This is a genomic window from Myroides fluvii, assembly GCF_009792295.1.
Lineage (GTDB): Bacteria > Bacteroidota > Bacteroidia > Flavobacteriales > Flavobacteriaceae > Flavobacterium > Flavobacterium fluvii_A.
This window is the reverse complement of record NZ_CP039934.1, coordinates 900,215-914,974: the sequence shown is the minus strand read 5'-3', so window position 1 is coordinate 914,974 and position 14,760 is coordinate 900,215. Positions and strand designations below refer to the sequence as shown.

The 14,760-nt window shown below is 37.6% G+C and carries 13 protein-coding genes; 8 read left to right on the top strand and 5 right to left on the bottom strand.

Annotation, left to right across the window (positions count from 1 at the left end):
* Positions 1-13 precede the first annotated feature (13 nt).
* From FBR08_RS04225 to FBR08_RS04215, 3 genes are read right to left on the bottom strand one after another with little or no spacing between them, the layout of a single operon-like run.
* A complete protein-coding gene (locus FBR08_RS04225; protein WP_158961565.1) occupies positions 14-1,075 on the bottom strand; it encodes an efflux RND transporter periplasmic adaptor subunit in 1,062 nt (353 codons plus the stop codon).
* Between the two features lie 24 nt (positions 1,076-1,099).
* Positions 1,100-2,419, bottom strand: a complete 1,320-nt coding sequence (locus tag FBR08_RS04220; protein WP_158961564.1) for a TolC family protein — start codon at positions 2,417-2,419, stop codon at positions 1,100-1,102.
* Entirely contained in the window at positions 2,412-3,020 is a 609-nt protein-coding gene (locus FBR08_RS04215; RefSeq protein WP_158961563.1) for a TetR/AcrR family transcriptional regulator, read from the bottom strand. Before FBR08_RS04215 ends, FBR08_RS04220 begins: the two co-directional genes overlap by 8 nt.
* 312 nt (positions 3,021-3,332) lie before the next feature.
* On the opposite strand from FBR08_RS04215, the gene FBR08_RS04210 reads away from it, so the two are divergent.
* Both FBR08_RS04210 and FBR08_RS04205 read left to right on the top strand, forming a co-directional pair.
* Positions 3,333-4,310 carry a polyprenyl synthetase family protein gene (locus FBR08_RS04210; protein ID WP_158961562.1) on the top strand — a complete coding sequence of 326 codons (978 nt, stop codon included), beginning with the start codon at positions 3,333-3,335 and terminating at the stop codon, positions 4,308-4,310.
* A 5-nt stretch (positions 4,311-4,315) separates the two neighbouring features.
* Complete coding sequence (locus tag FBR08_RS04205) at positions 4,316-4,669, top strand: hypothetical protein (RefSeq protein ID WP_158961561.1); 354 nt, start codon at positions 4,316-4,318, stop codon at positions 4,667-4,669.
* 68 nt (positions 4,670-4,737) lie between these two features.
* Here the strand turns inward: FBR08_RS04205 and FBR08_RS04200 are convergent, their stop codons facing one another.
* Entirely contained in the window at positions 4,738-5,316 is a 579-nt protein-coding gene (locus tag FBR08_RS04200) for a hypothetical protein (RefSeq protein WP_158961560.1), read from the bottom strand.
* Between the two features lie 116 nt (positions 5,317-5,432).
* Here FBR08_RS04200 and FBR08_RS04195 point away from each other — a divergent pair, with 116 nt between their 5' ends.
* From FBR08_RS04195 to dgt, 6 genes are all read left to right on the top strand, one after another.
* Entirely contained in the window at positions 5,433-8,204 is a 2,772-nt protein-coding gene (locus FBR08_RS04195) for a 2-oxoglutarate dehydrogenase E1 component (RefSeq protein ID WP_158961559.1), read from the top strand.
* A 48-nt stretch (positions 8,205-8,252) separates the two neighbouring features.
* Positions 8,253-9,476: a 2-oxoglutarate dehydrogenase complex dihydrolipoyllysine-residue succinyltransferase gene (gene odhB / locus FBR08_RS04190; protein WP_158961558.1), complete on the top strand. Its 1,224-nt coding sequence runs from the start codon at positions 8,253-8,255 to the stop codon at positions 9,474-9,476.
* A 168-nt stretch (positions 9,477-9,644) separates the two neighbouring features.
* Positions 9,645-9,869, top strand: coding sequence for a hypothetical protein (locus tag FBR08_RS04185; RefSeq protein ID WP_158961557.1), 225 nt, complete (start codon positions 9,645-9,647; stop codon positions 9,867-9,869).
* A 232-nt stretch (positions 9,870-10,101) separates the two neighbouring features.
* A complete protein-coding gene (locus tag FBR08_RS04180) occupies positions 10,102-11,016 on the top strand; it encodes a DnaJ domain-containing protein (protein WP_158961556.1) in 915 nt (304 codons plus the stop codon).
* A gap of 122 nt (positions 11,017-11,138) precedes the next feature.
* Positions 11,139-11,843, top strand: a complete 705-nt coding sequence (locus FBR08_RS04175) for an AAA family ATPase (RefSeq protein WP_158961555.1) — start codon at positions 11,139-11,141, stop codon at positions 11,841-11,843.
* A 24-nt stretch (positions 11,844-11,867) separates the two neighbouring features.
* The gene (gene dgt / locus FBR08_RS04170) at positions 11,868-13,211 is read left to right on the top strand and encodes a dGTP triphosphohydrolase (protein WP_158961554.1); all 1,344 of its coding nucleotides are present in this window, start codon (positions 11,868-11,870) and stop codon (positions 13,209-13,211) included.
* A gap of 66 nt (positions 13,212-13,277) precedes the next feature.
* On the opposite strand, the gene FBR08_RS04165 is transcribed toward dgt, so the two are convergent.
* Positions 13,278-14,615 carry a hypothetical protein gene (locus FBR08_RS04165; RefSeq protein ID WP_233266234.1) on the bottom strand — a complete coding sequence of 446 codons (1,338 nt, stop codon included), beginning with the start codon at positions 14,613-14,615 and terminating at the stop codon, positions 13,278-13,280.
* Positions 14,616-14,760: the final 145 nt, after the last annotated feature.

Sequence of the window (14,760 nt, the reverse complement as noted above, 5' to 3'; positions counted from 1 at the left end):
TTTCTTTAGGCCGTTATTTAATAATAGAAACAGGGGCTTGGTCTGTTAGGTTGATTTGCCCAGAGGTAATTACCGTTTCTCCTTCTTTTAATCCGTCGAGGATTTCAACAAAATCACCTAGATTTCTGCCAGATACTACTTGGGTAGCTACTGCTTTGTTGTCGATAACGCGATAGATAAGATTAGAGTTTACACTTCCAACAAAAGCATTACGCGGCACAAGAAGTAGGGGAGTGTCTTGATTTTGATCCGCATCAAAGTAAGCAGAACCATACATTCCTGCGCGCAGCTTATTGTCTTTGTTGTTGGTTAAAAGTAAATCAACGGGATAATTTAAAGCAACATCAGCCTTAGGAGCGATGAACGTTACCTTACCCTCAAAGCGATCATTCGGGAAAACACTTGCTTTCACCTCAATAAGATCCCCCTCTTTTAGATTCGCAACGTGACTTTCATCTACATTGACTCTCAATTTGAGCTGATTGACATTCACTAAATCAAAAATGGGAGCACCAGGAGCAACAAAACTCCCTTGTTCTACGTGTTTCTTGTTTATAATGCCGTCTATTGGAGCTTTGATATGGGCATCGCCAGCTGTAATTTGGGCCGATTTTAAATTCGCTTCCGCATTTTGGACCATTAGTTTTACCTGATCCAATTGTTGTTTGGTTACTCCTCCTGTGGTATAAGCGCTTTCAAAACGAGCTGCATCAGCTTTGGCTGTTGCATAAGCTGCCTCTGCATTGCGCACTTGTACGCTAATTTGATCGCTATTAACCCAAGCCAAAACTTGGCCTTTACGCACTTGTGCTCCTTCGTCAACTAGTAATTTAGCTACGCGACCTGGTGTCTCTGCCGCTAAGGTTACTTCTTGGTAAGGCACAAAGTTGCCATTCGCCTTATAAGTAGCGTCAACAACGCGTACACTTGCTTTTTCAACGCGAACGGTAATCGTTGCATCTTGTTCTGCTACAATTGCTGTTTCTGCGTCGTTATTGGTTTTGTTGCGGTTTAATATATAGATAGTTCCACCTAGCAAGGCAACGAGAACTAAGGTTGTTATTATTTTTTTCATGCTTGTTTGAAATTTGAAAGCGAATTAGTTAAGTAAGGTTTTCAGCGCTCCTTGTGATTTGACAATTTGAATTTCTGCGAGTTTAAAATCAAGTAAGGCAGTGGTATAATTGTTCTCAGCTTCGGTATACGCATTTTCTGCATTGAGCAAATCAGTTAAAGAAGCTAATCCGTGTTTGTAATTGTTTTGCATATTCGTCAAAATACTTTGAGCTAATTCCACATTTTCCTTTTGAATGTTAATGGTGATTAAAGCATTTTCAATGGATTTTTGTGCGTTGGAAAAATCTAAAGCCAAGGCCTGTTTCGTATCTTCCAGTTGTACGTCTATTTTTTCAAGGTCTATTTTCGCTTGTCTGGCTCTTGATCTCGTTTCAAAACCGTTAAAGATGGGTAGTTTTAGTGAAATCCCCACGGCTGAAGCGCTCGTCCAGAATACGCCATCACTCGGTTTATTGCCCCAGGGGAATTTATCTCCCATGCCTTGATAACCAAAGGTTCCAAAAGCGGCTAGTGAAGGATAGTAATCGGCCTGAATTGACTTGAGTTTATAGGCTAATAACTCTTTTTGCTTTTCTAATAGGTGAACTTCCGTTCGAGCATCAATCTTATTTTCCGCAAGAATAGTACTCTCATCTATGGTAAAGGTGTTTTCAGGCAATTGAATGGCAGTTTGTAAATCCATTCCCATGAAAAACTTTAAAGCATTTTCTTGTAAATCAACGGCATTGATGATCTGCTGTCTATTGGCTTTTAAATTGCTTAAACTCACTCTTGTGCGGTCTAAATCGATTTGGGTCGCTAAGCCATTGCGGTGTAAATCCTCAATAATATCTTTCATGCGCGTTGTACTGCTAATCGTAGTTTCAAGGGTTTTCAACATCGCTTTAGACTGAAATACTTGATAGTAAGTAGAAGCCACTTTTTCTATGATTTGCTCATCCGTTAGCTCTTTGTTGATGATGTAAAACTCTTTCGCTGAACGCGCAGCCTTTAACCCCATAAATACCGCTTGATTAAACAAGATTTGAGAGGCCGTAGCAGTTACTTGAGAGTTCCACTTTAAATTGAAGGGAATCATCTGCGTTTGTCCGCCTAACGTTAACGGCATTTCCTGAATTTTGACGTTGTTGGCAATATTGGCCTCTACGTTTAAATGAGGAAGTGCATTGGCCTTCACTTCCTGAATTTGATAGTCACTATTGGTGATATCTAACGTTGCTTGTCTAGCTTCGGCTTTGTGCTCTAGAGCATATTGTAATGCCTCTTTTAAACTCAACGGTTCCTGTGCCCAGAGTGCGCAAGAAACAAATAGACTGTATAAGGTTAGTAAGGTCTTATTCATTTTTAATACTTTCTTTTAATTCTAGGTATTGTTTCAATCCTTTTTCTGTTGTAATGCTTCGTATGTGGTGCTCCAAGTGTAACGTATGTAACTGCATATGGGTATACTCGGCTGGTTCAAAGTAATCGTGATCGTCTAGTAATACTACGGAAGCGATGTGTAGACGAGCAGTAAATTCAACATCCAAGTTAGCGCGAAACACCCCTTCTTTTATCCCCTTCTCTAAGTTGCGCTCAATGATGCCTACGTACTTTTTCTTGTGAAAAATCTTTTGCTTCTGTGCAATCTTCGGATAGTATTTGTTTAATTGATACAAACAAACCGATGTCTCTATAGCGAAGACCTCATTCATATTGTTGTGAGCGGTTATGATTTCTGCAACTGCTGGTCTGTTTTGAGCAATAACGGCTTCTAGCGACTTCAAGAACTTCTCGTTGATGTAAGCCAAGCTCTTTTCAATGAGTTCCGGTTTGGAAGCGTAGTGTTGGTATATTGTTTTTTTTGATATAGATAATTCAGCGGCTATATCGTCCATTGTAATGCTTTTAAATCCTTGAGATAAAAACAAATGAGTAGCCTTTTCGAGTATTAAAGTTTCCATGTATCTCTTTTTAGTCGGGCAAATATAATTAGGAAACTTATATCGTTTTAAAGTTTCCATTTAGATTAAGAAAACTTTAACGCTTCAAAAAGTTTCCAGCGATAGAAAGGGGATTTGAGGTTTATTTTCCAGCGGGGAAAAGCGCTTGAAGATGAAGAAGGAAGAGAGTTGGGCGGAAGGTCGTGTTTTTCGCGAAAAACTAGTGGATAACTAATCTATTTTTAGGATATTTGCGGCAATCAAAAGGTAGAATGGCGTACAGAAACGAAAAGTCTTTGAAAAACGCGTATTTTTACCAAAATTTTTTTGAACATGCAATCCATAGCAAAATACAAAGAACAGATCGCCGATTATCTTAATTCCATTCAATTAGATGGTCAACCCATCGAACTTTATGAGCCTATTTCCTATATTCTTTCTTTAGGAGGAAAGCAAATCAGACCGGTTTTAACGTTGATGGCTGCGGATGTTTTTAACGAAGATCCGAAAAAAGCGATTTATGCAGCAACGGCGATTGAGTTGTTTCACAACTTTTCGTTGATGCACGATGATATTATGGATGATGCTTCTTTGCGTAGAGGGCATCAAACGGTACACGAGAAGTGGAATATTAACACGGCTATTCTCTCGGGTGATGCGATGTTGATTTTAGCGTACCAATATTTTGAGTATTACGAGCCTGTGATCTTTAGAGATTTGGCGAAGTTGTTTAGCAAAACGGCAATTCAAGTATGCGAAGGACAACAATACGATATCTGTTTTGAAGATCGCTCAGATGTAAAAATTGAGCAGTACATCAAAATGATTGAATACAAAACGGCGGTTTTGGTTGCGGCAGCACTAAAAATGGGAGCTATCGTAGCAAAAACAACAGCAGAAAATGCCAATCAGATTTACAATTTCGGGTTGAATTTGGGCATTGCCTTCCAATTGTTAGATGATCACCTGGATGCTTTTGGAGATGAAGCGACGTTTGGCAAGCGCATTGGAGGAGATATTCTAGAGAATAAAAAGACGTTTTTATATTTAAAATCGTTGGAGCAAGCCAATCCAGCGCAAAAAGAAGAGTTAACTCGCTTTTATGCTACAGTAGACTGTGCAGACGAAGAACAAAAAATCGCGCGCGTAAAAGAATTGTTCGTTCAAACAGGAGCTCAACAAGCATCCTTACAGTTGATTGAACAATATACGGAAGAGGCGTTGAAGATTTTGGAAATCTTAGCCATCGAAGAAGATAAAAAAGAATTACTTCGCGTGTTCAGTAAAGAATTAATGAATAGACAAATGTAATTGAAATGGAAGTAGCCGTAACGTATCTCGAAAATCAATTAAAGGAACAACAGCATTTGTTTGAACTATTGGTTCAGCAAATAGAACGTGACTTTAGAATGAGCGTAGAGGAGGATTTGGCATTTCCTGCTTCCACTCCTCTCGAATTAGTACAACAGCTTCAGGAAGTATTGGAGCATATTGCTTCTCGAACACCGGCGAAGTTGTCAATGTTGCTCTATCGCATTGATGTAGCAGAGAACGACATTCGAGCAATAGAAGAAGGGGATGTGTTTACTTACTTTCAACAATTGACGTATTTGATTGTCAAACGCGAATTTCAAAAGGTTTACTTCCGAACAAGTTTAGCAAAAGAATAGAAAAATATAAACAAAAAAGAGCCGATTTGTAGAATCGGCTCTTTTTTTGTACCTTATAAAGGGTGGTTTTAGAAATAGATGCGGATGAACGGCATAAAAGCACTTCCGTATACCATGTCTTTTTCGCGGTATAATACGTTGTATCGGACTCCTATCGTGGCAGGCCCACTGCTGTATCCTGCACCTAAAAACAAAGCAGTATTCCAGAAGTTGGCATCTAGCTTATGAAGGTTTTCCTTATACGTATAAGTGTTGTTGACGCGCAATTGCTCTAGTTCGATGGATAATTGCAATTGAGGAATGGGGTTGGACAAGGCAATCAAGCTTCCCCCATAAATCCAAGATTGGTATTCTTTTACACTACTGTAGTAAAAAGAACGATTCTTGCTGTTGATGTAACTCCCTTGTAAACCCACTCCTAGATTTAAATAAGGGTTCACTTCATACAGCGCACTCGGCGCTAACATCACATCGGTGTACCCGTTGCCAAAGCCTAAACCGAAGCCCCCACCAAATCTCCATTTTTTGACAGAATCGTAATTTTCGGAGTTATTTCGGTTTTGTTGTGCAAAAAGTGAAAAATTGGACAATAAAAAAAATGAAAAAACGAATAAAACACTCGTTTTTTTGACATAAAATCTTCTCATAGCTGTTTTATGAAATTGTTGTGAGATAAAAATAAGAAAAAGTTTATACTTTTGTAATCAAAGAGTTGTATTTTTGTATATATAATATTTAATCAATAGGTCTTTAGACGAAAATTATGGATAGATTTTCCTTTTTAAACGCGGCACACACTGCATTTTTTGCAGATTTGTATGATCAATATTTAGAAAATCCAGATAGCGTAGAACCAAGTTGGAGAGCCTTCTTTCAAGGTTTCGATTTTGCAAATGAATTTAATGATGGCACAGTTGAGAAAGTAACTTATGTTTCATCCCCAACAAGTGGTTCAAAAACAGGTGATTCAGCAGATATAAGCCAAATTACAAAGGAGTTGGCGGTATTGAAATTAATCGATGGCTACAGGACTTACGGACACTTATTGACTAAAACAAACCCGCTTAGAGAAAGAAGAGTTGTTCACCCAGATTTAAGTTTAGAGAAATTCGGTTTATCCGCTGCTGATTTAAATACAACCTTTGACGCAGCAAAAGCAATTCAATTACCCGCATCTACTTTAGCGCAAATCGTTGCCCAATTAGAAAAAATTTACTGTGCAACTTTAGGTATTGAATTCAAATATATCACAGACGAAAAAGAGGTGAATTGGATCCAAGATCACTTCGAAATCCCAGAAGCAAAATTTGATTCAGAAGAAAAAAAGGAAATCCTTCACAAATTAATTGAGGCCGTTTCTTTTGAGAACTTCTTGAATACTAAATATGTAGGACAAAAGCGTTTCTCCCTAGAGGGGTTAGAAGCAGCTATTCCTGCGATGGACTTTTTAATTGAAGCTGCTGCTGTAAAAGGAGTAGAGGAAATTGTAGTGGGTATGGCTCACAGAGGTCGTTTGAACGTTTTGGCAAACGTATTCAAAAAACCAACCCAAGAAATCTTCTCTGAATTTGACGGAAAAGACTACGATACGGTAGAAGGATTCGACGGGGATGTTAAATACCACTTGGGGTTAAGCTCGACACGTAAAACGCGCTCGGGAAAAGATATTCACGTAAACTTAACGCCAAACCCTTCTCACTTAGAGACGGTTGGTGCAGTAATCGAAGGAATCGCAAGAGCAAAACAAGATACCGTTTATACCAATCAACCTTCTAAAGTATTGCCAATCGCTTTACACGGAGATGCTGCTATTTCTGGACAGGGAATTGTATATGAAATCGTGCAAATGGCACAACTAAGAGGATACAAAACTGAAGGGACAATCCACGTAGTGCTAAACAACCAAGTTGGATTTACAACAAACTTCACGGATGGACGTTCTTCTACGTATTCTACGGATATCGCTAAGGTTACAGCTTCTCCTGTATTACACGTAAATGCAGATGATACAGAGGCTGCTGTACGCGCTTTCTTGTTCGCTTTAGAATATCGTATGACTTTCGGTAGAGATGTATTCATCGATTTAGTAGGGTACCGTAAATATGGACACAACGAGGGAGATGAACCAAAATTCACGCAACCTTTATTATATAAGTTAATCGCTAAGCATCCAAATGCAAGAAATATCTATAACGCAAGATTGTTAGATGACAAAATTGTAGATGAAAGCTTCGTGAAAGACCTAGAACAACAATATAAAGATGTATTAGAACAAGATTTGCAAATGTCACGTGAGAATGAATTTGCTAAAATCAGAACGTTCATGCAAGAAAACTGGAAGAACTTCAGAACCGTAGATGAAAAAGCAATGGTTGTTGATTATGATACGAAAGTGTCTAAACAAGTATTGACGGATATCGCTGAGGTAATTACAGAACTTCCTGCAGATAAGAAATTCATTAGCAAGGTAAAACGTCTAATTGGAGACCGCAAAGCCATGTTCTTTGAAAATGACAAATTAGACTGGGCAATGGGTGAATTGTTGGCTTACGGATCATTGATCTCTGAGGGATATGATGTGCGTATGTCAGGACAAGATGTGGAGCGTGGTACATTCTCTCATCGTCATGCTGTTGTTAAAACAGAAGATACAGAAGAACTAATTGTTTTATTGAATCACTTGAAAGACCAAAAAGGACAAATGAGAATTTTTAACTCTTTGTTGTCTGAGTATGCTGTTTTAGGATTCGAATATGGATATGCTTTGACAAATCCAAATACCTTGACCATTTGGGAAGCTCAATTTGGGGATTTCTCCAATGGAGCTCAAATTATGATGGACCAATACATCTCTGCTGCAGAAGATAAATGGAACAGTCAAAACGGTTTGGTGATGTTGTTACCTCATGGATATGAAAACCAAGGGGCAGAGCACTCTTCAGCGCGTTTAGAGCGTTATTTACAATTGTGTTCAGAACACAATATGTACGTGGCAAACTGTACAACTCCAGCCAACTTCTTCCACTTGATGCGTAGACAGATGGTTACTGATTTTAGAAAACCATTAATCGTGATGTCGCCAAAGAGTTTGTTGAGACATCCAATGGCAACTTCAACCGTCAGCGAATTGACAGACGGAAAATTCCAATATGTAATTGACGACGCAGGTGTAGATAAAGCAAAAGTGAAGTCATTGGTATTCTGTTCGGGTAAATTCTACTACGATTTAGTAGCGAAGAGAGAAGAATTAGGACGAGACGACATTGCATTTGTGCGTTTAGAACAATTATTCCCTCTACCAGTAGAGCAAATCAAAGCGATAATCGCTTCTTATCCAAATGCGGATGACTTTGTATGGGCACAAGAAGAACCGAAGAACATGGGAGCTTATGGTTATATTTTGATGAACTTTGAAGAAAAACCATTGCGTTATGCAGGAAATAAAGCGTATAGTGCGCCAGCTTCAGGAAGTTCAACACGCTCTAAAAAGCGTTTTGCTTATGCAATTGAAAAAGTTTTTAATAAGAACTTATAATAAAAAAAGAGTATTTTTACATAACAATATTTAATTAAAGAATATACGATGAGCATCTTAGAAATGAAAGTTCCTTCACCAGGTGAATCAATTACAGAGGTTGAAATTGCAACTTGGTTGGTAAAAGATGGAGACTATGTTGAGAAAGACCAAGCAATTGCTGAGGTTGATTCAGATAAAGCAACATTAGAATTGCCTGCTGAAGCAAGCGGAATCATTACTTTAAAAGCAGAAGAAGGTGACGCAGTAGCGGTAGGTCAAGTGGTTTGTTTAATCGATACAAGCGCAGCAAAACCAGCGGGAGGTTCTTCTACAGAAGCTAAGCCAGCAGCAGAAGCTCCAAAAGCGGAAGCTCCTAAGGCAGAGCCAGTACAAGCACCTGCAGCAGCAACTTATGCAACAGGTTCAGCTTCTCCAGCTGCCAAAAAAATATTAGATGAGAAAAATATTGATCCTGCTACGGTTTCTGGAACAGGAAAAGAGGGTAGAATCACAAAAGAAGATGCTTTAAACGCGAAACACTCAATGGGAACCCCAACTGGTGGATCAAGAGGAGAGGAACGCAAAAAAATGTCAATGTTACGTCGTAAAGTAGCAGAGCGTTTGGTTGAAGCTAAAAATACAACAGCGATGTTAACGACGTTCAACGAGGTTAACTTAACGAATGTAAACAAATTAAGAAGCGAATATAAAGACGCTTTTAAAGCGAAACACGGCGTTGGTTTAGGATTTATGTCTTTCTTTACGAAAGCGGTTACTCGTGCTTTAGCCTTGTATCCAGACGTAAACTCTATGATTGATGGACAAGAGCAAATTAAATATGACTTCTGTGATATTTCAATTGCAGTTTCTGGACCTAAAGGACTTATGGTTCCAGTGGTGCGCAATGCTGAATTATTGTCTTTCCGCGGTGTTGAAGCTGAAATTAAACGTTTAGCTACAAGAGCGCGCGATGGTCAAATTACTGTAGATGAAATGACAGGTGGTACTTTTACAATCACCAATGGTGGTGTATTCGGATCAATGTTATCTACGCCAATCATTAACCCTCCACAATCAGGAATCTTGGGAATGCACAACATCATCGAGCGTCCAATCGCTGTAAATGGTCAAGTGGAAATCCACCCAATGATGTATGTTGCGTTGTCGTATGACCACCGTATCATCGACGGACGTGAATCAGTAGGTTTCTTAGTTGCAATTAAAGAAGCACTAGAAAATCCAACTGAATTGTTGATGGATAACAATCCTAAAAAAGCATTAGAACTTTAATAGCTATACGCTTTTAATATATCAAACGACAACTAGAACTAGTTGTCGTTTTTTTATGCCTATAAAATGAATGATGACCGCGAATGACTTTGTTTTTACAGTTGTCAAAAGCATTTTGTGATTAACGACACATTCTGTTGTATCTTTGTGCCTTAAAACATTAAGACCATGTCGAAAGAAACAAAAAAAGGGATATTTAGAGGGATTATAGAGAAAGATGAACAAGGAAATTATTTTTGTGGACCTTACTTGCTAGATTACCAATATACAGAAGCTCAATTCAAATTAGGTGATTTAGTGAGCATCAAGACTGTAATTGCCAACCCAAGTGGAAAAAGTAAAACCGCTTATCCGATGAAATCGATGAAGTTTTTCTTAGCGGATGAGGAATAGAATACAAGAACTATTCGTTTGGTGTTGAAGAACAAAGGAGATAATGCAAAATTGTCTCCTTTTTTTATGTCTAAAAGTGAAAAGGATAAAAAATTAGTTAGAAGAGGTGAATTTAAAGGCAGTTTGTTTTGTTAAAAGCTGTTATTGCACTACATTACCCTTTCTTTTACTAGCTGTTTGTACAAGACAACAAGTAATCAATTTTGACACCGTATTTAATGTATATGAGTATATGCGCAGCTATTATGCCATTTTAGAAGTTACCCCATCAGCTAGTCCCGAAGAAATAAAAAAAGCGTTCAGACGATTGTCTAAACAATATCATCCGGACATGAATCAAGGGAATACCGCCTATCAACATAAATTGTTTGACGTTATTAAAGCGTATGAAGTCTTGGGTAATGAAGCAGAGCGAAGAGCCTATGATCTAACGTTGTTTCGATCTCAATCCACCACTGCAACTGAAAAAACACAAACAGCAAGACCTACACAAACAACGACAGATTACTATCAACCAGAAATTCTTCATTTTTCGTGTAATCAATCCTATTTCTTTATGGGGGATTTGATCGAGATTAGCTGGGAGTGTAAACAAGCCGATGTTATTCGAATTTATCCTTTAGGCTATATGGATGAGTTAAAGGGAAAAGTTATTTACCGCGTAAAAGAGTTAGATGCTAAGTCTTTGTCTTTTGAATTGACTGCGACCAATCAGCATAGTTCGAGTGTAACCAAGCGCAGTATTCACCTGAATAATGGGGTGTATATGAATTTTACTGAAGCCAATTTAAACGATAAAGTACGCTATGTAAATCCGCAGCATTGGAGTATGGGATTCTTAGCTCCCCTAGGTAGAAGTTCAAGAAAGGATTTCGGTTTGCGCGTTGCTTTTTTAGCCACACTATTCTTAGCGGCCTTCTTTTATCAACCCTATTTTGAACATGACGGAACCTATTCTTTCTTCTGTACAGCATTAATTTATGTGTTAATTATTTGTTCGGCTAGACGACTACACGATGTTAATCGACACGGTATACTGTCTTTATTATTGCTGATTCCACTATTGAATATAGCTTTTTTGTTGATTTTACTTTTGTTGAAAGGAGAAGAATTACCCAATAAACACGGACGTAAACCTAAATTTTAGCTGTATTAAATCGGTTTAAATAGGGATTGCTTTTCCTTTGCTTTTTAAAGGAACTCGTTAGAGTGTAACGTTTTTTTTAGCTTATATTTGTAGTTAATAATGTTCAAATCCTATTTTTTGAGATGAGTTCTTTGTATTATATCGATCGAACAGATACGCGCCTAGAAGACGTTATATTTACTGAAGCGGTAGCAAGTGAAATTGAATCGTTTTTAAAGGAGTATAAGTTTCGTGAAATCTTGACGAAATACAATCTGCCTGTAAGTAATAAAATCCTTTTATACGGAAAAACAGGTTGTGGTAAAACAATGACAGCAAAGGCTATTGCTAAGCAGTTAGACAAAAAGCTGATTATTGTAAACTTGGCGACGATTGTTTCGTCTAAACTCGGTGAAACGGCAAAAAACATCGAGAGTTTATTTAAGGAAATTCAATACGAAAGTGCTGTTTTATTTTTCGATGAATTTGATTCTCTTGGACAAATTCGCGATTATGACAACAAGGATAATAGCGAAATGAAACGCGTAGTTAATGCTATTTTACAACTCATTGATAATTTCCCTCAAAAGTCTATATTAATTGCAGCAACCAATCAAATTCAAATGATTGATGAGGCATTGGTGCGTCGTTTTGAATTGAAGTTGGAATATACAGCTCCAGAAAAAGAGGCTTTGGACAAATATTACGATAAGATGTTAGCCGCTTATCCTGCCGAATATGCAAGTGTAGAACGCATATATGATATCTCGTATGCAGAAGCTAAAACGCATATTTATCGCACGGTAAAAAGCAACATCATTACAAGCCAACTAGAATTGGAAAATTAGTAAAGAAATAAAAGAATAGAATATATGATGAAATGGGAAAAGTTGCTGTCTTTAAAGAAGCACGGTGACACATTTGTACGAAATCGCTTAGATGAAAGTCAAACGAGAATCGGTTTTGAAGTAGATTACGATCGCATTATCTTTTCTTCTCCTTTTCGCAGTTTACAAGATAAAACACAAGTAATCCCTTTGTCAAAAACAGACTTTGTGCACACAAGGTTAACGCATAGTTTAGAAGTTTCCGTGGTAGGTCGTTCTTTAGGTCGAAATGTGGGCGAGAAACTTTTAAAGAAATATAGCTATTTAGCGGAAGAATACGGGTATACGGTGAATGATTTCGGTGCCATTGTTGCAGCGGCTTCGCTAGCACATGACATCGGAAACCCTCCTTTTGGACATTCTGGTGAACGGGCAATTGGCGATTTTTTTAGTCGTGGAAAAGGGCTTGTTTTCAAAGATAAATTGACCGAAAAGGAATGGCAAGATTTGATTGATTTTGAAGGAAATGCCAACGGGTTTTCTATCTTGACGAAATCGCGCCCTGGAATTGAAGGGGGATTGCGTATTTCGTATGCAACCTTAGGTGCATTTATGAAGTATCCGAAAGAGAGTTTACCTAAAAAACCGACGCGTGATATCTCAGATAAAAAATATGGATTCTTTCAAGGAGATAAAGAGGCTTTTATTGATGTAGCTTCGGAATTGGGTATGATCATGAAAGACGATCGCGTGGAAACAGCTTTCTACCGCCATCCTCTAGCTTATTTAGTAGAAGCAGCCGACGATATTTGTTATACCATTACCGATTTTGAGGATGGAATTAATTTAGGTTGGATTCCGGAAGAACACGCGCTAGAATTCTTAATCATGATTGTACAAAATAGTATCAATACACAAAAGTACTCCCAGCTAAATTCCAAAGAAGACCGCGTGAGTTATTTACGTGCTTTGGCTATTGGAAGTTTAATTGATGATGTAACGCGTTTGTTTATTGAGAATGAAGAAAAGATTTTAGCAGGAGATTATCCGTTTGCCTTGACAGAGAAATGTTCTTATATCGCGCAGATGAAGGATATCTTAGCGGTAAGCATCAATAACGTCTATCAGAGCAAAGAAGTCATTGAGAAGGAGATCATCGGTTATCAAGTGATTGAAACCCTGTTAGAGCGCTTTATTACGGCAACGAATAATCGTTATTATGGAGAAGACAATCAATACGATGGATTGATTCTTACGTTGCTTCCTGAGCGTTATCTTTTAGAAACAGATAGTTTATATGAGCGCTTGATGAGTATTTGTCATTTTGTGTCCATGCTGACAGACGGAAAAGCACTAGAACTGTATCATACCATTAAGGTGACTAAATAAAAAAAAGGCTTTTGAAAGAAATTTCAAAAGCCTTTTTTCATTATTTAAACAAATATGGAAAATGTACTATTTTTTCGTTGTTGGAATCCAAACGTGAGCATAATTCATCATTCCTCCGTCCCAAGCTTTCATCGCATCTGGAGCAGCAATTGCTTTTGCTTCTTCTAATGTTTTTCCGATTGCATCTCCTTTACTTGCTGCAATTGAACTTTCTCCTTTTTTTGTTGCAATAGCAAATGAAGCTTTTGTACCTGTTTGGTAGTCTCTAACGTATACAGTTAAGAATTGCCCTGTTCTTCCTTCATAGTAACCTGCTGAATTCATGATTTCGAAAATCATTTGTCCTTTAGCTTCATCAGTAAATACTCTTTTTAAGTCTACTTTACCACCTTCTGTGAAAGAACCTGTTCCAGAGAAATCTGCCATTAATAAAAAGGCATTGTCATTCTCTCCGATATGAAACTCATATTGTCCCATATTTTTTCCTCCAATAACAATCATGGTACTTGCATACGTTCCACTTAATCCTTCGAATGAAGGAATTGTTTCGCCACCTTCGCTACCTTCTTTTGTATAAGTAGAAAATCTTCCTCCAGTTAAATCTGTAGCTAAGGCAAATTCGGCTTCTGCTTTTATTTTTGCATCTGCCTCACCGAAAGTTGCACGAGCAACATCTACTGTAGTAGCCGTGATGTTTTTCAACTGTGCTACAAAGTAACTGCCTGCTTTTTCTCCTTTACCTTCTAATAAGATTTTGTTTGTATTGGTATTGTGTTTCAATACTTTCATGTCATAGGAATCATTGAAGTTTACTGTTTCATTTGAGAAAGTATAAGAATAAGTATGTCCTTGTTGTGAGAAAACGTATTTTCCTTGTACGGGAAGATTAATTTTTTCTCCTGGTTCACCATTCATCTTGATTAATTTTAACCAGCTGAATTTGTTGTTGGCGTGATCTGGTGTAGAATTTCCACTTGCTGGGTAAACTGCTTTAATCGCTTCAATTTCTGAAGTGAAAGAATAATCAATATTGATATCTAATGACTCACCCTCTTTGATGTTACGCAAGAAAAATGCTTTGTATTCACTATTTGTTTGGTGTTTAGATACTACTTTCATTACACCATCTGTGTTTTTGTAGATCTTGATGATGTTGTAGGTGTCATCTTCTTGTCCGCTTCCTGCCATTAATGACATTTGCATGGCGATTGATTTCTTTTTGAAATCAAATGGAATTGGGTTTCCAGCATGACCATAAGCGTAAGTACCCTCAAAATGTAATTCAGAACCAACTTCTGTTTGTCCATTTTCGTCTGGTTTTTCTGTTCTGATTACATTATCATCGCTAGAACAACTAGCTGTAAGTAAAGCTAGTATTGCTAAAGCTGATAAGAATTTAGTCATTTTCATCATGTGTAGAGTATTATGTTTCTAGTTATAATTAATTTAGACCAAAAATAAATAAGAAATACGACATGTGCAATATTATTTTTATTTTTTCTAAATAAGAATAGTGTGTTGGAGAGAGGAGAGAAGAAAAGGGAGAGAG

Coding starts and splice junctions, on each gene's coding strand:
- FBR08_RS04205 (WP_158961561.1), top strand. CDS start 4,316: ATGGAAGTAGCCGTAACGTATCTCGAAAATCAATTAAAGGAACAACAG.
- odhB (WP_158961558.1), top strand. CDS start 8,253: ATGAGCATCTTAGAAATGAAAGTTCCTTCACCAGGTGAATCAATTACA.
- FBR08_RS04195 (WP_158961559.1), top strand. CDS start 5,433: ATGGATAGATTTTCCTTTTTAAACGCGGCACACACTGCATTTTTTGCA.
- FBR08_RS04225 (WP_158961565.1), bottom strand. CDS start 1,075: ATGAAAAAAATAATAACAACCTTAGTTCTCGTTGCCTTGCTAGGTGGA.
- FBR08_RS04185 (WP_158961557.1), top strand. CDS start 9,645: ATGTCGAAAGAAACAAAAAAAGGGATATTTAGAGGGATTATAGAGAAA.
- FBR08_RS04165 (WP_233266234.1), bottom strand. CDS start 14,615: ATGACTAAATTCTTATCAGCTTTAGCAATACTAGCTTTACTTACAGCT.
- FBR08_RS04215 (WP_158961563.1), bottom strand. CDS start 3,020: ATGGAAACTTTAATACTCGAAAAGGCTACTCATTTGTTTTTATCTCAA.
- FBR08_RS04180 (WP_158961556.1), top strand. CDS start 10,102: ATGCGCAGCTATTATGCCATTTTAGAAGTTACCCCATCAGCTAGTCCC.
- FBR08_RS04220 (WP_158961564.1), bottom strand. CDS start 2,419: ATGAATAAGACCTTACTAACCTTATACAGTCTATTTGTTTCTTGCGCA.
- FBR08_RS04175 (WP_158961555.1), top strand. CDS start 11,139: ATGAGTTCTTTGTATTATATCGATCGAACAGATACGCGCCTAGAAGAC.
- FBR08_RS04200 (WP_158961560.1), bottom strand. CDS start 5,316: ATGAGAAGATTTTATGTCAAAAAAACGAGTGTTTTATTCGTTTTTTCA.
- FBR08_RS04210 (WP_158961562.1), top strand. CDS start 3,333: ATGCAATCCATAGCAAAATACAAAGAACAGATCGCCGATTATCTTAAT.
- dgt (WP_158961554.1), top strand. CDS start 11,868: ATGATGAAATGGGAAAAGTTGCTGTCTTTAAAGAAGCACGGTGACACA.